Source organism: Variovorax sp. PBL-H6, assembly GCF_901827155.1.
In the GTDB taxonomy this organism is placed as follows: domain Bacteria; phylum Pseudomonadota; class Gammaproteobacteria; order Burkholderiales; family Burkholderiaceae_C; genus Variovorax.
Map to the genome: position 1 here is coordinate 3,608,134 of NZ_LR594659.1, position 18,650 is coordinate 3,626,783.

Here is an 18,650-nt window from a genome sequence, read left to right on the forward strand (position 1 = left end):
AGCACATGAACAGCACGTCCTCCCGCTACGACGCATCCGCCCTCGTCCACTATGCGGCGCAACTCCTGCAACGTGCAGGACTGGCCGAAGCGATGGCGCGCACCGTGGCCGACACGCTGGTCCAGGGAGACCTGCTGGGCCACGACACGCATGGCCTTGCACTCCTGGCCGGCTATGTGAAGGAGCTGGAGGCGGGCGCGATGAAACGCGACGGCATGCCGATCGTGATCTCCGACCGGCCGGCTGCCGTGCTGTGGGACGGTCAGCGCCTGCCCGGCCCCTGGCTGGTTCATCAAGGCCTGGACTTGCTGCTGCCGCGCGCACGCGAACTGGGCACCGCGTCCCTGGTCATCCGCCGAAGCCATCACATCGCCTGCCTCGCCGCCTACCTGCTGCGCGCGCTTGAAGAAGACATGCTGCTGGTGCTGGCCTGCTCCGACCCCAACACCGCGAGCGTCGCGCCCTTCGGCGGCACGCAGGCGGTGTTCACGCCCAACCCGCTCGCCCTGGGCTTCCCGATCGCCGACGGCGGCGTGATGGTGGACATCTCGGCCTCCATCACCACCAACGGCATGAGCAACCGCAAGCGGCAGGCCGGCGAGACCTTCGAGCACGAGGTGCTGATCGATGCCAGAGGCCGGCCCTCGAAAGACCCGGCGGTGCTCTTCGAACAGCCCCCCGGCACCCTGCTGCCGGTGGGCGGGCAGACCCACGGGCACAAGGGCTACGGCCTGGCGCTGCTGGTCGAATCCCTCACCGGCGGACTGGCCGGCCACGGCCGCGCCGATCCGCCCGAGGGCTGGGGCGCGACGGTGTACCTCACGCTGCACGACCTGCACGCCTTCGGCGGCAAGGCCGCCTTCCTGCGCCAGATGGACCACGTGGCGACGCAATGCCGCACGAACCCGCCCGCGGACGCCGCCAGGCCGGTCCGGCTGCCGGGCGAGCGCGGACTGCAGGGGCGCGCCGAGCAGCTTGCCGAAGGCGTGCGGCTGGCGCCCTCGATCGCGCCGTCGCTGCAAGCCGCCGAGCAGCGCTACGGCCTGAAGCTGGCCGACGCGCTGCGCTGAAAGCGCAGGCTCAAAGCGCGGCGCCCAGGCGCGCGATGCCTTCCTCGATCTTCTCGACGTTGGCCGTGGCGAAGCTCAGCCGCAGCGTTGCCAGATCGGGCTTCTCCGCGAAGAAAGGAGCGCCGGGCACAAAGGCCACGCCCTTCTCGATCGCGCGCTGGGCGAGCACATTGGCATCCGCCAGCTTGCCGCCCGCGCCTGTGAGCCGTGCCCAGAAGAACAAACCGCCGCCCGGCTGCGTGAAGGAGATCGCGTCGCCGAGCTCGCGCTTCAGCGCCGCGCCCATCGCAGCCGCGCGCTCCGCGTAGACCTTGCGCACATTCGCCAGCGTGTCGGGCATGCGCCCGCTCTTGAGGTACTGCGCGGCCGTGGCCTGCGCGAAGGTGCTGGTGTGGGCGTCGCTGAACTGCTTGCACATCGTCGCCTTGGCCAGCAGCTCGGGCGGGGCGATCATCCAGCCGATACGCAGGCCCGGGCTCAGCACCTTGCTCAGGCTGCCGCAATGCACGACCAGTTCGCGGCTGCCCGGGACCTCCTTCGTGAGCGACATGAGCGAGGGCGGCGGCGCCTTTCCGAAATAGAGGTCGCCATAGGGATCGTCCTCCACGATCACCGTGCCGTGCTTGACCGCCAGCTCCAGCACCTTCCGGCGGCGCTCCAGGCTCAGCATCGCGCCGCTCGGATTGCCGAAGGTGGGAATCAGGTAGACGAACTTGGGCTTGTGTTCGGCGACCAGTTGCTCCAGCCGGTCGACCTGCACGCCCTCGGCGTCGATGGGCGCGCTGATCAGCTGCGCGCCGTAGAGCCGGAAGCACTGGATGGTCGCGAGGAAGGTCGGGCCCTCGACGATCACCTTGTCGCCGGGCGAGATGAGGGTCTTGCCCAGCAGGTCCAGTGCCTGCTGGCTGCCAGTGGTCACGATGAGCCCGTCGGGCGCGACCTCCACGCCCTTGCCCTTCATGAAGGCCGAGAGCTGCGCGCGCAGCGGGTCGTAGCCCTCAGTGGCGCCGTACTGCAGGGCCCCGCCGGGCTCCTCCGCCAGCGCCTTTGCGCTCGCCTCCTTCAGGCCCTCGACGTCGAACATCGCGCTGTCGGGGAAGCCGCCCGCGAAGCTGATGATGCCGGGCTTGCCCAGCAGCTTGAAGAGTTCGCGGATGGCGGAGGTTTCGACGTTGTCGAGGCGGGTGGCGAATTGCATGGGAACCTGCTGCGAATGACGGAAGGGCTGCCATTGTCGCAAGTTCGGTGCGGGCCGCCACAACATGCATACACTGCCGCCCACGATGAAAAAAGAAGCCATCGAGCCCTTCTTCGCCACTCTTCAAGCCGCCAACCCCGAGCCCGAGACCGAGCTGGAATACAGCACCCCCTTCGAGCTTCTGGCCGCCGTGCTGCTCTCCGCGCAAGCCACTGACGTCGGCGTGAACAAGGCAACGCGCAAGCTGTTCCCGGTCGCGAACACGCCGCAGGCCATCCTGGACCTGGGGATCGAAGGCCTCGAGAGCTACATCAAGACCATCGGCCTGTACCGCAGCAAGGCGAAGCACCTGATGGAGGCCTGCCGCATGCTGATCGAGCGCCACGGCGGCGCGGTGCCGCGCACCCGCGCCGAGCTCGAGGCCTTGCCTGGCGTGGGGCGCAAGACCGCCAACGTGGTGCTCAACGTGGCCTTCGGCGAGGCCACCATGGCGGTGGACACGCACATCTTCCGCGTCAGCAACCGTACCGGCCTGGCACCCGGCAAGACGCCGCTGGAGGTCGAACTCAAGCTCGAGAAGCGCGTGCCGGCGGCCTACCGGCTGCACGCGCACCACTGGCTGATCCTGCACGGCCGCTACGTCTGCGTGGCGCGCAAGCCGATGTGCTGGAAGTGCGCGGTGGCGCCCTGGTGCGACTACAAGCCGAAGACGCCGCCGCCCTGAGCTGCCGGCCTCCCCAGGCGATACGCCGAAGAGCGTGAGTCTTTCAGCGAAGCTTCCCTTTGGGCAACATCGCCGACAGCACGCCGTCCTTGAGCACCACTTGATGAAAAATGGCTGCAACGGCATGGAGGCCAGACAGCCACATGATGGAATCGCCCAGGAATTGATGCACTTCGCCCCAGTCGGCGAGTCCGGCGACACGCGATTCGGCGATGAGGGGCACGCGGTCGAGACGTACGCCGCCCAGCAGCGTCAGGGGATGGCCTTCGCTTCCCAGGGCGAGGAACGCTGTGACGGGCAACGCAAGGAGCAGCACCCACAGCACGACGTGCATCAGCCTGGCGGACCGGTGCATCCACGCAGCCATCGGGAACTGCGGCTTGGCCGGCCGCAGGGCAATCCAGACCAGACGCAGCACGGTCAGCACCAGCACGAGCACCCCGAGGGACTCGTGCCATACGATGTCGCTTCGAGTCGCCGGGTCGACACCTTGGCGCATCAGGCGGCCGAAGCCACCCGGGCCGAGGATGAACGCGACGGTAACGATGACTGCCGTGCCCCAATGGAAAACCTGGCTGAGGCTGTCATAGCGGGGAGCGGGCTGCTGATTCATGGGATTCGTTTGCGCCTTCATGGCCATCTCCGTTTCAATTGAAAGCATGACCCTTCGATGCTCGGTGGAATTTGATGTGCGTCAAGTGCATCGATGGTCAGGCCCTTGGCAGCAACAACCAGCAACGCTGGCATCGGCACGATGCACCGGGACTCGGGTGCCAGCCATCGCGCATTTTCAACCCTCGACCACCACCCACTCACCGAACGCGATCGGCTGCGAAGGCCATTGGTCGGCACGCTCCGCACAACGCACGCCACCCTGCAGCAGCCACACGGCGCGGATCACACCGGCATGGCTGATCCACAGCGCATCGCGCCCGGCAGTGCGCCACTCCTCGAAGGCTTCGCCCACGCGCGCCATGAACTCGCGCGTGCTTTCGCCGTGGCCGCCGGGGCGCGTGTCGGCGAAAGCGCCAGTCCAGGCATCGAACTCGGCGCGCTCGATGCTGCGCCAGTCGCAGCCTTCCCAGGCGCCGAAATCCATCTCGGCGATGCGCGGGTCGAAGCGCAGCGGCAGCTCCGGCCGCAGCGCGGCGATGGCCTGTGCCAGCAGCGCGCAGCGCTGCAAGGGCGAGCTGACGAGCTCGATCCCTGCAGGCAGCGACGGCGCGATGCGTTCGGCAATGGCGCGTGTAGCCTCCGCACGCACGCCCACGTCGGTTCGGCCGTAGCAGGAGCCGGCCGCGGCCGTGGTTTCGGCGTGGCGCACGAGACCCAGCTTCATGACTGCCAGGCGAGGGCCAGGTAGATCGCCAGCTCGCACAGCTGCTGGGTGGCACCCAGCCCGTCGCCGGTGAAGCCCTGCAGTCGGCGCGCGAGCAGCCAGGCCATGTACGAAGCAGCAAGCACGCACGCGACCAGGGCAGCCACGGCCTGGAAGAGCGGCTGCGTGAACAGCAGCAGCAGGACGGCCGGCAGCGCATACAGCACGCCCACCAGCAAGGCGCCGCCGCCGATCGCATCGGCCAGCGGCTTGGACTTGCTCGCGGCACCCTCGTCGCCGACATAGGGCAGCCACCGGATGAGGAACAGCGGTGCCAGCCGCGACAGGACATGCGCGCCCATCAACGCCGTGGCGGCGGCCATCGCGCCCTGCCCCGCCAGCACGGCCACCAGCGCGATCTTCAGGCCCAGCGCCAGCACCAGCGCGAGTGCGCCGAAGGCCCCGATGCGCGAGTCCTTCATGATCTCCAGCGCACGCGTGCGCTCCGCCGAACCGCCCAGGCCATCGGCCACGTCGGCAAGTCCGTCCTCGTGGAAGGCGCCGGTCAGCAGCACGGTTGCGATCGTCGACAGCAACGCAGCCGCCATTGCGCCGGCAACGCCGGGCAAACCAGCTTGCGCGAGCACGAACACGCCCGCCCCCACCGCGCCGACGAGCCAACCCACTCCCGGAAAATGCGCTGCACTCGCTCGGAGCATCGCGGGACTGAAGCCCACCCAGGCCGCCAGCCGCCCTGTCACCGGCACACGCGTGAAGAACTGAAGCGCCAGCAGGAAATGACGCACGCCGTGCATCATGCAAAGAGCTGGATGGCCTTCATGGCTTCATCCTATCGTCGCCGTGGTCTTCATCCTCGACATCCTGGCGCACGGCGTGCAGTTGCTTGAGCAACTCCGTTCTCGCTCATACCGGCCGCGCCTGCGCCTGCGACACGCCAGCCGATTCGAAGCTCGCCATTTCGCGCACGATGCGGCAGGCCGATTCGAGCAACGGCCACGCCAGCGCCGCACCCGAGCCCTCGCCCAGGCGCAGGTCCAGCTTCAGCACGGGCTCGAGTCCCAGCGCTTCGAGCAGCAGCCGGTGACCCGGCTCGGCCGATTCGTGCGCCGCGACACAACGCTGCACCACGTGCGGTCGCAAGCACTTCGCCACCAGCACCGCCGCGCTGGCGATGAAGCCGTCGACCACGATCACTCGCCGCTCCTCGGCCGCCTGCAGCACCGCACCGACCAAGGTGGCGATCTCGAAGCCGCCAAAGGCCGCGAGCGCGGCAAGCGGCCCACCTGCATCGGCATGCAAGGCCAGCACCTCGCGCAGCAGTCCGCGCTTGCGCGCGAGCCCGGCCGCGTCAATGCCGGTGCCGCTGCCGGTGCAGAGATCGATATCCAGCCCTGCCAGCCGCGCCAGCAGCAGCGAGGCCGCCGAGCTATTGCCGATGCCCATCTCGCCCAGCAGCAGCGCGTTACCCGGCAACTCGCGCACCAGTGCCATGCCGTTTGAGATGGCCTCCTGGCATTGGGCGGGGCTCATGGCCAGCCCCACCGAGGCATCCGCGGTTCCCGGAGCGATCTTGCGCACCCGCAAACCCGGGCGCGCCGCGAAGTCATGCCGCACGCCGCAGTCGACCACCGTGAGCGCCAGCCCATGCTGCCGCGCCAGCACGCTGACGGCCGCGCCGCCGGCGAGAAAGTTCTCGACCATCTGCCAGGTCACGTCGCTCGGATACGCCGAGACGCCGCGCGCAGCAAGACCATGGTCGCCGGCGCACACCAGCATCTGCGGCGCCGTGAAGGCAGGCGCCTCGCTGCCCAGGATCAGCGCCAGCCGCAATGCGAGGGCTTCGAGCCTGCCCAGCGCGCCCAGCGGTTTGGTCTTGTGGTCCAGCAGGTACTGCACCCGCCCTGAGTGCGCGGCGTCGTCGATGGATTCGACGGAGGGAAGTTCAAGCGTCATTCGATCAAGGAGCGCAGGGCGCCCGCTTCAAAGTGGGAATCGATGTGGTCGGCGAGGCCGTCGAACACGGCCTCGAGGGTGCGCGCCTGCGCGCCGAAGAGTGCCTGAAGCACGGCAGGGTCTTCGAAAAGGCCATGCAGGTACAGGCCCAGCACATTGCCCCGCGCGTTCTGCCAAGCCAGGTCATCGGCCATCACGGGCTTGGCGCGATCGCCGGCCGCGGCCATGGCGGGGTGCGGCGCGGTGCGGCCGTGATGGATCTCGTAGCCGCGCATCGTCACGTTCGACAACGCGGCCCAGGGCCCATCCAGCGCGCCGAAGCGCGCCTTCCGCAGGCGCACGGTCTTGTCTTCCTCGAACACGGTGACCAAGGGCAGCAGGCCCAGCCCGGGGCCGTTGCCGTCCACCCCATGCGGATCGATCAAGGCCTCGCCCAGCATCTGCAGCCCACCGCAGATGCCGAGCACCGCGCCGCCGCGTGCCGCATGGTCCGCGACGGCGCGATCCAGCCCTTGCGCGCGCAGCCAGGCCAGGTCGCCGCTGGTGTTCTTGGAGCCGGGAAGCACGATCCAGTCGGCCCCGGCCAGCTCGGCCGGGCTGCGCACCCAGCGCAGCCGCACGCCCGCCACGTTCTTGAGCGGCTGGAATTCATCGAGGTTGCTGATGCGCGGACAGGCGATCACGGCCACGGTCAGCCGGACCTCGCCGGCGGCCGTGCTGCGCTCGTCGAAGACGCCGTCCTCCTCGGGCAGCCCGTGCTGCCACCACATCGGCAAGGTCGCAAGCGTCGGCACGCCGGTCAGCGCCTGCAGGCGCTCGGGCGCGGGTGCGAGCAGCGAAGCATCGCCGCGAAACTTGTTGAGCACGAAGCCGGCCAGCCGCGCGCGGTCCGCCTCCGGCATCAGGGCCCAGGTGCCGTAGAGGTGCGCAAAGGCGCCGCCGCGGTCGATGTCGGTCACCAGCAGGCAGCGCGCCTGCGCATGCCGCGCGACCCGCAGGTTGACGATGTCGCTGTCCATCAGGTTGATCTCGGCCGGGGAACCCGCACCTTCGATCACCACGAGGTCGTGCTCGGCCCGCAGTTCGTCGAGCGCGCGGGCCAGTTGCGGCCACACGTGCTCGCTGCGGCCGCGCCACGGCAGGGCCGAGAGCTCGGCGCTCACCTGCCCCATCAGGATCACCTGGCTGTGCGTGTCCCGCTCGGGCTTGAGCAGCAAGGGGTTCATGCGCACATCGGGCGCGGCGCCGGCTGCAAGCGCCTGGAAATACTGCGCGCTGCCGATCTCGCCGCCCGCCACGACGCGCGCGTTGTTGCTCATGTTCTGGGCCTTGAAGGGCGCCACCTTCAAGCCATTGCGCGCGTACCAGCGGCACAGGGCAGTGGCCAGCCAGCTCTTGCCGGCTCCGCTGGTGGTGCCCAGCACCATGACGCATCGGGCCTTTTCCCGCCCTGGCTCTTGATTCATGCACGGATTGTCGCCGTGCCGCCCTTCGAACCGAAGCGCCGCGCAGGCTCAGCGCGCCGCCACCTGCGCGCCGGCACCCGCCGAAGGCGCGGCATCGGCCGTGGCCTGACCACCCCAGTCGCCGCCGAGCGCGCGAATCAGGCCGACGGTCGACTGGTATTGCGCGGACCGCACCTGCAGTGCCTGGCGCCGGTTGCGCAGCTCGCTGCGGCGCGCATCGAGAAGATCGAGCTGGCTGATGTAGCCGTTGCGATAGCGCGCGTCGGACAGCTGCGTGGCGCGGCTTGCCGAGGCGACCGCCTTGGCCTGCACCTCCGACTGCGCCCCGAGGATGCGCAGCGAAGAAAGCTGGTCTTCGACGTCCCTGAAGGCCGTGAGCACCTGTTCGCGGTAGCTCGCGAGCGCGCCGTCCAGTTGGGCACTGGCGCTCTGCACACCGGCCTCTCGCCGGCCGCCATCGAAGAGCGGCAGCGACAGCAACGCGCCGATGCCCCATGACCGCGCGGACCACTTGAACAGGTCGCCGATCTCCGAAGAGGCGTAGCCGCCACCGCCGGTCAGCGCGATGTTGGGGAACCATGCCGTCTGGGCAACGCCGACACGCGCCTGCGCGGCCAGCACGCCCTTCTGCGCGGCCGAGACATCGGGCCGGCGCGTGAGCACGGTGGCCGGCACGCCCGCGGGAATGGCGGGCAAGGCGGTGGCCCAGCTGTCGGGCTTCATCTCGAAGCTGGAGGCGGTCTCGCCGGTCAGCACCGCAAGCGCATGTTCGAGCTCGGCGCGGCGCCGGTCCAGCGTCAGCGCCTCGGACTCCGTGGAGGCCATCTCGGTCTCGACGCGTGCGACGTCGAGCTCGGCGATGTCGCCGGCACGGTGGCGCTGCTGCGTCAATCGCAGCGTGTCGCGATAGGCCTCGACGGTCTCGCGCACCAGCTGGCGCTCGTCGTCGAGCGCGCGCAGCGCCAGGTAGGTCTGCGCAGTTTCCGCCTGCACCAGCAGGCGCGTGCTCTGCAGCAGGCCGGCACGCGATTCGGCATCGAGCCGGGCCGCATCGCTGGCCTTCGAGAGCCGGCCGAAGAGGTCGAGCTCGTAGGAGAAGTCGAGGCCCGCGTTGATCAGCGTGGCGGGCGTGGTGCTCTGGTTGCGATCGAGGCCCCGCTGCCGGCTCGCACCCGCGCCGAGGCCGATCTGGGGCGAGCGGTCGGCATCGGTGCTGCGCGCCAGCGCGCGGGCCTCGGCCAAGCGTGCCGCGGCAACCTGGATGCTGTTGTTCGCGGCATCGGCGCGGGCGACCAGCGCATCGAGCACCGGGTCGTTGAAAGCGCGCCACCACTCGCCGCGCGGCTGCGCCTCGGCGGGCGTGGCACGGGTCCATTGGCCTTCGGCCGGCGCCGCGGCCTGCTCCTTGAACTGGGCGGGCGCCTGGAAGCTCGGGGCTTCCGGGGTCGCGGTGGCGCAGCCGGCCAGCACCAGGGCCGCCATGAGCGGCACCAGCGCTGCGCGCCAGGGCCGGGTGAAAGTGCTTCGATCGAATTTCATGATCCGCTTTCTTGCAATGAGGCTTGCGCCATCAGTCGTGCGTGTTCAGGGGCGCGGCGGGCATCGGGCGCAGGCCTGCGCCTCCGCCCGCACCGGGACCGCTGTCGTGGGAAGCAACATGGGGCGCCGCAGGATGGTCGGCCGACACGAAGCCGTCGTCGCCGGCCAGGTGCGGCACCTCGCCATGCAGCTTGAGCGGCCGGTTGCCCGTGAGCCTGCGCAGCGTCACATAGAACACCGGCGTCAGGAACAGGCCGAAGGCCGTCACGCCGATCATTCCCGCGAACACTGCCACGCCCATGGCCGAGCGCATCTCGGCGCCGGCACCGGTCGCCAGCACCAGCGGCAGCACACCCATGACGAAGGCCAGCGAGGTCATCAGGATGGGGCGCAGGCGCAGCCGGCTGGCTTCGATCGCGGCCTGGATCGGCGTTCGCCCGGCGAACTCGAGCTCGCGTGCGAACTCGACGATCAGGATCGCGTTCTTCGCACTCAGCCCCACCAGCACGATCAGCCCGATCTGCGTGAAGACGTTGTTGTCGCCGCCGGACAGCCACACGCCGGTCATGGCCGCCAGCAACCCCATCGGCACGATCAGGATGATCGACAGCGGCAGGGTCAGGCTCTCGTACTGCGCGGCCAGTACCAGGAACACCAGCAGGATCGCCAGCGGGAACACCAGCACCGCGGAGTTGCCGGCGAGGATCTCCTGGTAGGTCAGTTCCGTCCACTCGTAGCTCACGCCCTTGGGCAGGGTCTCGGCCGCGATGCGCTCGATCGCGTCCTGCGCCTGGCCCGAGGAGAAGCCGGGCGCGGGCGCGCCGTTGACGTCAGCCGAGAGGTAGCCGTTGTAGCGCATCGCGCGCTCGGGGCCGAAGCTCGAATTGACCTTCATCAGCGCCGACAGCGGCACCATCTCTCCCGTGTTCGAGCGCACCTTGAGCAAGCCGACGTCCTCGGCACGTGCGCGGTACGGCGCATCCGCCTGCACGCGCACGGTGTAGGTGCGGCCGAACTTGTTGAAGTCGTTCGCATACAGGCTGCCGAGGTAGATCTGCATGGTGTCGAAGATGTCCTGCACCGGCACGCCGAGCTGGCGCGCCTTGGTCCGGTCGATGTCGGCATAGAGCTGCGGCACGTTGACCTGCCAGCTGGTGAACATGCCGGTCAGCTCGGGCGCCTGACGCGCCTTGCCCATGAAGGCCTGCACCGCGGCATCCATCTGCTCGTAGCCCACCGAGCCGCGGTCCTCCAGCTGCAGCTTGAAGCCGCCCGTGGTGCCCAGGCCCGCCACCGGAGGCGGCGGGAACATCACGATGAAGGCGTCCTGGATGCCGGCGAACTGCTGGTTGAGCTGGCCCGCGACGGCGCCGCCGCTCTGGTCGGCGCGCTGGCGCTCGGCAAAGGGCTTGAGCGTCGCGAACACGATGCCGGAGTTCGAGCTGTTGGTGAATCCGTTGATCGACAGGCCCGGGAAGGCGATCGCGTCCTCGACATTCGGGTTCTTCCTGGTGATCTCGCCCATTCGCTGGATCACCTCTTCCGTGCGGTTCAGCGTGGCGCCGTCGGGCAGTTGCGCGAAGCCGATCAGGTATTGCTTGTCCTGCGCCGGCACGAAGCCGCTGGGCACCGCCTTGAAGAGGCCGAAAGTCACGCCGACCAGTGCCAGGTAGATCACCAGCATCACTGTCTTGCGCGAGATCACGCCCTTGACGCCGCCGCTGTAGGCCTCGGCGCCGCGGTGGAAGAACCTGTTGAAACCGCGGAACAGCCAGCCGAGCGCGCGATCCATGCCGCGCGTGAGTGCGTCCTTCGGCTCGTCATGGCCCTTGAGGAGCAGCGCCGCCAGCGCGGGCGAAAGCGTCAGCGAGTTGATCGCCGAAATCACCGTCGAGATCGCGATCGTCACGGCGAACTGCCGGTAGAACTGGCCCGTCAGGCCGCTGATGAAAGCGAGCGGCACGAACACCGCCACCAGTACCAGCGCGATCGCGATGATCGGCCCCGAGACCTCGCGCATCGCGCGGTAGGTGGCCTCGCGCGGCGTGAGCCCCGCCTCGATGTTGCGCTCCACGTTCTCGACCACCACGATGGCATCGTCCACCACGATGCCGATCGCCAGCACCAGGCCGAAGAGCGACAACGCGTTGATCGAGAAGCCCAGCACATGGAGTACCGCGAAGGTGCCGATCACCGATATCGGCACCGCCAGCAGCGGGATGATGGAGGCACGCCAGGTCTGCAGGAACAGGATCACGACCAGCACCACCAGCAGGATGGCCTCCAGCAGCGTGTGCACCACCGACTCGATGGAGGCGCGCACGAACTGCGTCGGGTCGTAGGCGATGCGGTACTCCACGCCTTCGGGCATGTTCTTGTTGATCTCGTCCATCGTCTTGCGGACATTGGCCGAAATGTCGAGCGCGTTGGAGTTCGGCGCCTGGAACACGCCGATGCCGACCGCGTTGTCGTTGTTGAGCAGCGAGCGCAACGAATAGTCGGCCGAGCCGAGCTCGATGCGGCCGATGTCGCGCAGCCGGGTCACGGCCCCGTCGGCGCCGGTCTTGACGATGATGTCGCCGAACTCCTCTTCGCTCTGCAGCCGCCCCTGAGCGTTGACGGACAGCTGCATGTCCACGCCCGGCAGGCCCGGCGAGGCGCCGACCACGCCGGCCGCCGCCTGCACGTTCTGGCCGCGGATCGCCGTCACCACGTCGCTGGGCGAGAGGCCCCGCTGCGCAACCTTCTGCGGGTCGAGCCAGATGCGCATCGAATAGTCGCCGCCGCCGAAGATCTGCACCTGCCCCACGCCCTCGATGCGCGCCAGCCGGTCCTTGACGTTGAGCACCGCGTAGTTGCGCAGGTAGGTCATGTCATAGCGGTCGTTGGGCGAGACCAGGTGCACCACCATCGTGAGGTCGGGCGCGCTCTTGACCGTGGTCACGCCCAGGCGCCGCACTTCCTCGGGCAGGCGCGGCTCGGCCTGCGAGACGCGGTTCTGCACCAGCTGCTGCGCCTTGTCGGGGTCGGTGCCCAGCTTGAAAGTGACGGTCAGCGTCATCACGCCGTCCGTGGTCGCCTGGCTGCCCATGTAGAGCATGCCTTCGACCCCGTTGATCTGCTCCTCGATCGGCGTGGCCACCGTCTCGGCGATCACCTTCGGATTGGCACCCGGATACTGGGCACGCACCACCACGGAGGGCGGCGCGACCTCGGGGTATTCGGAGATCGGCAGGCTGCGCAGGGCGATCAGGCCGGCGATCAGCATCAGCAGCGAGAGCACGCCGGCGAAGATCGGCCGATCGATGAAGAACTTCGATAGATTCATGATGTTGTTTCCCTCGGGGATGCCGCTTTATTCAGGCACTCAGGACTTGGCGGCGCTGGCCACGCGCTCGTTCTGCGCATCGGTCTTGGCCTCCATGGTCACCGTCTGCGGCGCTACCAGGGCGCCCGGACGGATGTGTTGCAGGCCGTTGACGACCACGCGCTCGCCGGCCTTCAGGCCCTTGGTCACCACGCGAAGGCCGTTGACCGACGCGCCCAAAGTCACTTCGCGCCATTCGGCCTTGTTGTCCTCGCCCACGACCATCACGAACTTCTTGTTCTGGTCGGTGCCGACGGCGCGCTCGCTCACCAGCAGCGCCGCGTCGTTGCGGGCCTGGCCCATGCGGATGCGGGCGAACTGGCCGGGGATCAGCGTGCCGTCCTTGTTGTCGAAGGCGGCGCGCACGCGCACCGTTCCGCTCCTGGCATCGACCTGGTTGTCGATCAGCTGCAGGCGGCCCTCGTAAGGCGTGCCCTCGAGGCCGGCGGTGCCCATCTGCACCGGGATGCCGTCGAGCTTGCCGCGCGCGCCGGCGCCGGGCGGCAGGTCCTTCAACGCCTTGACCACCACCTGCTCGTCGGCATCGAAGCTCGCGTAGATCGGGCTGACCGACACCAGCGTCGTGAGCACGGGCGCGCCGGGACCAGCGGCAACCAGGTTGCCTACGGTCACCTCCAACCTGCCGATGCGGCCGGACACCGGCGCCCTCACCTGCGTGTAGCCCAGGTTCAGGCGTGCGCTCTGCAGCTGCGCCTGCGCGGCGCGCAGGTTGGCATCGGCCTCGCGGCCGGCATTGATGCGCTCGTCCAGCTCGCGCTGGGCAATGGCCTTGTCGTCCCACAGGCGGCGCGCACGTTCCTGCTCGCTTCGCGAGAAGGCCGCGCGGGCCTGGGCCGAGGCGACCTGCGCTTCGGCACGCTCGACCTCGGCCGCAAAAGGCGCGGGATCGATGGTGACCAGCAGATCGCCCTGCTTCACCAGCGAGCCTTCGCGGAAGTGCGCCGCCAGCACCGCGCCGGCGACACGCGAGCGCACGTCGACGCGCTCGACCGCTTCGAGCCGGCCGGAGAACTCGTCCCACGTGTTGATTTCGGTCGGCGCCACGACGGCCACCGACACCGGCGTGGCGCGCGGCGCAGCGATCGCAGGCGCATCGTTGGCCTCGGCCTTGAAGCTGGGCACGCCGAGCAGGACCGCCGAGACGATCGCAACCAGTGCGGTGACGCCGGTCACGGCGGGCCAAAGGCGGCGGGCAGTCGACGGCTTGTTGTTGGTTTGCATGATGGAGCTCCTCGTTGAGATGACTTTGGAAAACAACCGGCCAGCCCGCTGTCCGTGAACAGCAGGAAGGCGAGATCCGGCACCACCGGACAAGCCGGCGGACCGAGTGAGATTCAGAAAAAAAGGTTGACCGGCGAAACCGGCTGGCGCCTACGCCGGGGGGGGCACCGGCGGCACCGTTGAAGCGAAAAATGCGCGCAAATGCCCACCCACTGTCTCCGTGCACGCGCAATTCCCGAAAGCGGGGTCATACAACTCGTCGGGACACTTCGCGGCCGAAGGCAGCACCGCCTTCGTCACCGGAATGCCCGCTGCCTGCAGCCGCTGCGCGAAGCTCAGGGCCTCGTCGCGCATCGCGTCGTCTTCGCCCACCAGCACCAGGGCAGGGGCCAGTTCGGTCAGCCTGAGCGACGCACCGGGCACCGCATAGGGGTGCGTCGCGTTCATCGGGCAGCTCAGGTATTCCTGCCAACCCGATGCCCAGCGGCAGCGCGCATCGTCGGCGGAAGCCTGGCGCAGCGACAGCGTGCCCGCACACGGGTCCAGCATCGGCGACAGCAGGATCTGGCCGGCCAGCGGCGGGTGGGCGCGGTCGCGGGCCATCAGTGCCACGGCAGCTGCCAGGTTGCCACCCGCTTCCTCACCGGCCAGGTACACGCGGGCACCCTTGCCGGCCAGCTTGACGCGCTGCTTGTAGAGCCACTCCAACGCGGCGAAGCCCACTTCGATGGGTTCGGGAAATGGCTTCAGCGGATAGGCCAGCGACAGCACCACCGACCCAGCTGCAGCCAGCAGCCGCGAAACGTTGCGCCCCCGGTCCAGGTCGCCGCAGACGAAGGTACCGCCATGGAAATGCAGCACCAGGGGGACCGCCCCCCCTTTGGGCCGTTGGCCATACAGGCGGGCCTGGACCGGCTCGCGCTGCGGCAGCGGCACGCTGATGTCGACCTCCGTGCCCGGCACAACAGCGACCGCCGGGGCCGGGGAGGCTTCAGCAGGACGCGGGATGGGGCGGGATGACATGGCACGACCTCAGTGGGTGAACGATGGGTTGAATATTAAGGGCCTCATGGCTTGCCACAACAGGTTCGTCACCCTCACTCTGTTTCCAATCGGCTAACAATTGGCTAAGACAGCGCATGTGAGAATCCGCCCCCACCCGCAGTTGCGGGTTTTTCCCTAGGAGCATCAATGGATCAGGTCCAGGCCATGCGGATCTTTGTCCGCGTCGTGGAAGCCGGCACCTTCACCCGTGCCGCCGATTCGCTCGGGCTGCCCAAGGGCACAGTCACCAAGCAGATCCAGGCACTGGAGTCCCGCCTGCATGTCAAGCTGCTGAACCGTACCACTCGGCGGGTGACGGTCACGCCGGATGGCGCCGCCTATTACGACCGCACGGCGCGCCTGCTGAACGACCTCGATGACATCGAAGCCAGCATGACCAACGCGCAGGCCAACCCGACCGGGCGGCTGCGCATCGACGTGGGCTCATCCACGGCGCGGCTGGTCATCCTGCCGGCGCTCGCCACCTTCAGCGACCGCTATCCCGACATCCAGCTCGACCTGGGGGTGAGCGACCGTCCGGTCGACCTGATCACCGATAACGTGGACTGCGTGATCCGGGCCGGCGACCTGACCGACCAGTCGCTGGTGGCGCGGCGCATCGGCACGCTCGAATTCGTCACGGTGGCATCGGCGGGGTATGTCAAGCGCTACGGCAAGCCCGAACATCCGTCCGACATCGAGAAGCGCCACCACGTCGTGAGCTACTTCGCGGCCGGCTCGCGCCGCATCTATCCGCACGAATTCCACAAGGACGACGAGCACATCGAGATCTCGGGGCCCTACCGGGTCTCGGTCAACGAGAGCAATGCCCACCTGGCCGCCGTACTGGGCGGCTTCGGGCTCTCGCAATGCATCACCTTCATGGCCGACCCGCACATCGAGAGCGGCGAACTGGTGGAACTGCTGCCGGAATGGACCCGCGCGCCCCTGCCGGTGCACGTGGTGTACCCGCCCAACCGGCACCTGAGCGCCAAGGTGCGGGTGTTCGTCGACTGGGCGGCGGACCTGTTCGCGAAGAATCCGAAGCTGCAGCGGCGCTGAGCTCGCAGGTGCCGCTCGCGCCTTCTCAGATGCGCGCGGCTTGCCAGGCGCGCGCCAGGGCCGCCTGGCTGGCCGGCGGCAGCACGGCGAGCCGCACGTGGCCCGACAGCCCGAAGGAATGGGCATCGCGCACCTGGACGCCAGCCTTGCGCAAGGCTGCGGAGCGCGGCGCATCAGGCACATCGGGGCGAGCGCAAAAGTAGTTCGCGACGCTCGGCATGACAGACCAGCCCAGCGCCGTGCACAGCGCCTGCTGCTCGCGCTTCCAGGCGCGCAGTTGGTCGAGGCTGGCGGCGAGCCAGCCCTGTGTCTGGGCCAGCGTCCAGGCCTCGAGCAGCGCCACGCCGTGTGCACCGAGGGGCCAGGAAGGGGCGAGCTGGTCCAGACACCGGACCATTCCCGCAGCATCGCGCGGCGCGATTGCATAGGCCGCGCGGACGCCGGTCAGGCCCAGGGCCTTGTTCGGCGTCCACAGCTGCCAGGCACGGTCCCGCTGAGCGGTGCCGAGTTCAAGCCGGCCTTCGAGTCGCAGGGGTTCGTAGGCCAGGTCGAGCACGCAGTGGCTGGAGGGCTCCAACGCGTCCATCAGGGCGGCCAAGCCCTGCTGGGACTCGCCCAGCGGGCTGGAAGGATCGCAGCACCACACGAGCGCATTGCCTGTCGGCGCTTCAGGTTCGCGCCGCACATCGAGCCCCCAGGCTGCGGCGGCACGCTGGTAATCGCCATAAGCGTGGCGCGGCAGCCAGACGCTGCGGCCGCCCTGCCGTGCCACCGCCGCCGTGATGCGCGCGATGAATTCACTGGCGCTCGCGGCGATCACGATGCGCTCGGCATCGACGCCGTGGAAGCCGCCCAGCGACGCGCGCAAGGCGGTGTAGCGCGGGTCGGGGTAGCGGCTGGCATCGGCTTGTGCGAGCGCCTGCGCGGCCATTGGACAGGAGCCGCAGGCATTGGCATTGGTCGAGAAGTCGTGCGGCACGGGCCCGCGGGCATCGGGACCGCCGTGCAGGGCTTCTTCGTCGAGGTTCATGGATTTCGCCATCCGGGGATGAGGAGCGCGATCGCCGCCAGGGCCGCCGTCATCCGGACGACGCGCGCGCCCAGCCTCGCCGCTTCCCGGGTATCGGCGGCGGTGGGCTCGCGGCCAGCTGCATTCAACACGTAGACGCCGGGCTTTGCGAGGCGTACTTCGAGCAGCAGGGCCATCGCGGCCATGGGCCAGCCGCTGTTGGGGGATGGGGTGCGGCGGGCTTCGCGGGGAATGACTCGGAGCGCCCTCAGCCCGACCCTCTCGCGCACGCGGGAGAGGGAGCAGGACTGTGTGAGCAGCAACGCCGTCAGCCGGGCGGGCAGCCACGAGAGCGCGTCGTCCGCGCGCGCGGCCCACTTGCCGGCCCATTCCCAGGCGCGGCCGTGGCGCTGGCCACGGTAGCCCCACATCGCATCGGCAGTGTTGGCAAAGCGGTAGAGCGCCGCGCCGGGCAGGCCCAGCAGCAGGAACCAGAACAGCGGCGCAACCACCGAGTCGTTGAGGTTCTCGGCCAGCGACTCGATGGCGCTTTCGCGCACGGCGCCTGCGTCCAGCGCCCGAACATCGCGGCTCACGAGCTGAGCGAGCCTGTTGCGCCCCTGGGCGAGCGAGCAGGCCAGCGCCGCCTCGACCGCGAGCACTTCGTCGCGCAGCATGCGCCATGCGAGCAGAGGCTTGAGCGCCAGCCCGAGCAGCAGTGCCGCAGCCCAATCAGGCATGCGAACGGCAGCGGCGCTCAGGGCGGCGGCGGCAAGCAGAACGGCGGCGCCGCCGGCGCACCAGGCCAACGCCCCGGCGGCGAAAGGTCCGAACCGGCGAGGCGATGCGGCATCGATCGGGGGCGCGATACGGCTTCCGGTCCAGCCGAGATAGCGGCCCATCCAGACGACCGGGTGCCAGCGCGCTGGAGGTTCGCCCAGCACGCCGTCGATGGCCAGGGCGAAGATCAGGGCGGCGGCGTGAACCCACGCGGCACTGCCCCCCATCCAACCCTCCTGCAGAGGGGAAAGGAGCCAGAGCCAGGGCATCTCAGTCTTCGATGCCGCGCTGGGCCGGGATACCCGCCTTGAACGCGTGCTTGATCATCTGCATCTCCGTCACGGTGTCGGCCAGCTCGACGATCTCGGGCGGGCAGCGGCGCCCTGTCAGCACCACGTGCACTTCGCGCGGGCGCGTGCGCAGGGTCTCCAGAACCGTGTCGAGCGGAAGCCAGCCGTAGATCAGCGGATAGGTGATCTCGTCGAGCACGACCAGGAAGTGCTCGCCCGCGAGGATCGCCGCCTTCGCCTTCTCCCAGCCTTCGCGCGCGAGCTGCGCCGAATGCTCGAGGTCCTGGCTCTTCCAGCTGAAGCCGTCGCCCAGCCCCTCGATGGGAATGCCGAGCTGCTCGAACATGCGGTGCTCGCCGAAGCGCGCGCTCGGCACCTTCATGAACTGGAAGATCTTCACGGCCTTGCCCCGTCCGTGCGCGCGCAGCGCCAGGCCGAAGGCCGCCGTGCTCTTGCCCTTGCCGTCGCCGGTGTTGACGATCACCAGTCCGCGGCGTTCGCCCTCGGGCTTGTCGTAGGGCTTCTCGCTGGGTGGGGTTTCGATCTGCATGGGTTCTCCTTGTCATG

At 68.9% G+C, this 18,650-nt stretch carries 16 protein-coding genes; 3 read left to right on the forward strand and 13 right to left on the reverse strand.

Annotated elements, in window-relative coordinates; translation table 11 throughout:
- Positions 1 to 5: 5 nt before the first annotated feature.
- Positions 6 to 1,070: an Ldh family oxidoreductase gene (locus tag G3W89_RS17005; protein ID WP_162575287.1), complete on the forward strand. Its 1,065-nt coding sequence runs from the start codon at positions 6 to 8 to the stop codon at positions 1,068 to 1,070.
- A gap of 10 nt (positions 1,071 to 1,080) precedes the next feature.
- Here G3W89_RS17005 and G3W89_RS17010 read toward each other — a convergent pair whose 3' ends face one another.
- Positions 1,081 to 2,268: an aminotransferase-like domain-containing protein gene (locus tag G3W89_RS17010; RefSeq protein WP_162575288.1), complete on the reverse strand. Its 1,188-nt coding sequence runs from the start codon at positions 2,266 to 2,268 to the stop codon at positions 1,081 to 1,083.
- An 85-nt stretch (positions 2,269 to 2,353) separates the two neighbouring features.
- On the opposite strand from G3W89_RS17010, the gene nth reads away from it, so the two are divergent.
- Positions 2,354 to 2,992, forward strand: coding sequence for an endonuclease III (gene nth, locus G3W89_RS17015; RefSeq protein WP_162575289.1), 639 nt, complete (start codon positions 2,354 to 2,356; stop codon positions 2,990 to 2,992).
- Positions 2,993 to 3,035: 43 nt separating this feature from the next.
- On the opposite strand, the gene G3W89_RS17020 is transcribed toward nth, so the two are convergent.
- From G3W89_RS17020 to G3W89_RS17060, 9 genes are all read right to left on the reverse strand, one after another.
- Positions 3,036 to 3,626: a cytochrome b gene (locus tag G3W89_RS17020; RefSeq protein WP_232076588.1), complete on the reverse strand. Its 591-nt coding sequence runs from the start codon at positions 3,624 to 3,626 to the stop codon at positions 3,036 to 3,038.
- A 156-nt stretch (positions 3,627 to 3,782) separates the two neighbouring features.
- Positions 3,783 to 4,331: a histidine phosphatase family protein gene (locus G3W89_RS17025; RefSeq protein ID WP_162575290.1), complete on the reverse strand. Its 549-nt coding sequence runs from the start codon at positions 4,329 to 4,331 to the stop codon at positions 3,783 to 3,785.
- A complete protein-coding gene (locus tag G3W89_RS17030) occupies positions 4,328 to 5,125 on the reverse strand; it encodes an adenosylcobinamide-GDP ribazoletransferase (protein WP_162577518.1) in 798 nt (265 codons plus the stop codon). Before G3W89_RS17030 ends, G3W89_RS17025 begins: the two co-directional genes overlap by 4 nt.
- A 109-nt stretch (positions 5,126 to 5,234) precedes the next feature.
- Positions 5,235 to 6,284, reverse strand: coding sequence for a nicotinate-nucleotide--dimethylbenzimidazole phosphoribosyltransferase (cobT, locus tag G3W89_RS17035; RefSeq protein ID WP_162575291.1), 1,050 nt, complete (start codon positions 6,282 to 6,284; stop codon positions 5,235 to 5,237).
- Complete coding sequence (locus tag G3W89_RS17040; RefSeq protein WP_232076590.1) at positions 6,281 to 7,750, reverse strand: cobyric acid synthase; 1,470 nt, start codon at positions 7,748 to 7,750, stop codon at positions 6,281 to 6,283. The genes cobT and G3W89_RS17040 overlap by 4 nt, the downstream gene beginning before the upstream one ends.
- A 48-nt stretch (positions 7,751 to 7,798) precedes the next feature.
- The gene (locus G3W89_RS17045; RefSeq protein ID WP_162575292.1) at positions 7,799 to 9,289 is read right to left on the reverse strand and encodes an efflux transporter outer membrane subunit; all 1,491 of its coding nucleotides are present in this window, start codon (positions 9,287 to 9,289) and stop codon (positions 7,799 to 7,801) included.
- Between the two features lie 31 nt (positions 9,290 to 9,320).
- Positions 9,321 to 12,617, reverse strand: coding sequence for an efflux RND transporter permease subunit (locus tag G3W89_RS17050; protein WP_162575293.1), 3,297 nt, complete (start codon positions 12,615 to 12,617; stop codon positions 9,321 to 9,323).
- A gap of 39 nt (positions 12,618 to 12,656) precedes the next feature.
- The gene (locus G3W89_RS17055; protein WP_162575294.1) at positions 12,657 to 13,898 is read right to left on the reverse strand and encodes an efflux RND transporter periplasmic adaptor subunit; all 1,242 of its coding nucleotides are present in this window, start codon (positions 13,896 to 13,898) and stop codon (positions 12,657 to 12,659) included.
- Positions 13,899 to 14,048: 150 nt separating this feature from the next.
- Positions 14,049 to 14,921: an alpha/beta hydrolase gene (locus G3W89_RS17060; RefSeq protein WP_162575295.1), complete on the reverse strand. Its 873-nt coding sequence runs from the start codon at positions 14,919 to 14,921 to the stop codon at positions 14,049 to 14,051.
- 168 nt (positions 14,922 to 15,089) lie between these two features.
- Between G3W89_RS17060 and G3W89_RS17065 the strand changes: the two genes are divergently transcribed.
- Entirely contained in the window at positions 15,090 to 16,004 is a 915-nt protein-coding gene (locus G3W89_RS17065; protein ID WP_162575296.1) for a LysR family transcriptional regulator, read from the forward strand.
- Between the two features lie 25 nt (positions 16,005 to 16,029).
- Here G3W89_RS17065 and G3W89_RS17070 read toward each other — a convergent pair whose 3' ends face one another.
- From G3W89_RS17070 to cobO, 3 genes are read right to left on the reverse strand one after another with little or no spacing between them, the layout of a single operon-like run.
- Positions 16,030 to 17,034 (reverse strand): aminotransferase class I/II-fold pyridoxal phosphate-dependent enzyme, encoded by a 1,005-nt coding sequence (locus tag G3W89_RS17070; protein WP_162575297.1) that lies wholly within the window; start codon positions 17,032 to 17,034, stop codon positions 16,030 to 16,032.
- Positions 17,031 to 18,020 carry an adenosylcobinamide-phosphate synthase CbiB gene (cbiB, locus tag G3W89_RS17075; RefSeq protein WP_174258267.1) on the reverse strand — a complete coding sequence of 330 codons (990 nt, stop codon included), beginning with the start codon at positions 18,018 to 18,020 and terminating at the stop codon, positions 17,031 to 17,033. The genes G3W89_RS17070 and cbiB overlap by 4 nt, the downstream gene beginning before the upstream one ends.
- Before the next feature lie 43 nt (positions 18,021 to 18,063).
- Positions 18,064 to 18,633, reverse strand: coding sequence for a cob(I)yrinic acid a,c-diamide adenosyltransferase (gene cobO / locus G3W89_RS17080; protein ID WP_162575299.1), 570 nt, complete (start codon positions 18,631 to 18,633; stop codon positions 18,064 to 18,066).
- Between the last annotated feature and the right edge of the window lie 17 nt (positions 18,634 to 18,650).

Coding starts and splice junctions, on each gene's coding strand:
- G3W89_RS17005 (WP_162575287.1), top strand. CDS start 6: ATGAACAGCACGTCCTCCCGCTACGACGCATCCGCCCTCGTCCACTAT.
- G3W89_RS17010 (WP_162575288.1), bottom strand. CDS start 2,268: ATGCAATTCGCCACCCGCCTCGACAACGTCGAAACCTCCGCCATCCGC.
- nth (WP_162575289.1), top strand. CDS start 2,354: ATGAAAAAAGAAGCCATCGAGCCCTTCTTCGCCACTCTTCAAGCCGCC.
- G3W89_RS17020 (WP_232076588.1), bottom strand. CDS start 3,626: ATGAAGGCGCAAACGAATCCCATGAATCAGCAGCCCGCTCCCCGCTAT.
- G3W89_RS17025 (WP_162575290.1), bottom strand. CDS start 4,331: ATGAAGCTGGGTCTCGTGCGCCACGCCGAAACCACGGCCGCGGCCGGC.
- G3W89_RS17030 (WP_162577518.1), bottom strand. CDS start 5,125: ATGCACGGCGTGCGTCATTTCCTGCTGGCGCTTCAGTTCTTCACGCGT.
- cobT (WP_162575291.1), bottom strand. CDS start 6,284: ATGACGCTTGAACTTCCCTCCGTCGAATCCATCGACGACGCCGCGCAC.
- G3W89_RS17040 (WP_232076590.1), bottom strand. CDS start 7,750: ATGAATCAAGAGCCAGGGCGGGAAAAGGCCCGATGCGTCATGGTGCTG.
- G3W89_RS17045 (WP_162575292.1), bottom strand. CDS start 9,289: ATGAAATTCGATCGAAGCACTTTCACCCGGCCCTGGCGCGCAGCGCTG.
- G3W89_RS17050 (WP_162575293.1), bottom strand. CDS start 12,617: ATGAATCTATCGAAGTTCTTCATCGATCGGCCGATCTTCGCCGGCGTG.
- G3W89_RS17055 (WP_162575294.1), bottom strand. CDS start 13,898: ATGCAAACCAACAACAAGCCGTCGACTGCCCGCCGCCTTTGGCCCGCC.
- G3W89_RS17060 (WP_162575295.1), bottom strand. CDS start 14,921: ATGTCATCCCGCCCCATCCCGCGTCCTGCTGAAGCCTCCCCGGCCCCG.
- G3W89_RS17065 (WP_162575296.1), top strand. CDS start 15,090: ATGGATCAGGTCCAGGCCATGCGGATCTTTGTCCGCGTCGTGGAAGCC.
- G3W89_RS17070 (WP_162575297.1), bottom strand. CDS start 17,034: ATGAACCTCGACGAAGAAGCCCTGCACGGCGGTCCCGATGCCCGCGGG.
- cbiB (WP_174258267.1), bottom strand. CDS start 18,020: ATGGGGGGCAGTGCCGCGTGGGTTCACGCCGCCGCCCTGATCTTCGCC.
- cobO (WP_162575299.1), bottom strand. CDS start 18,633: ATGCAGATCGAAACCCCACCCAGCGAGAAGCCCTACGACAAGCCCGAG.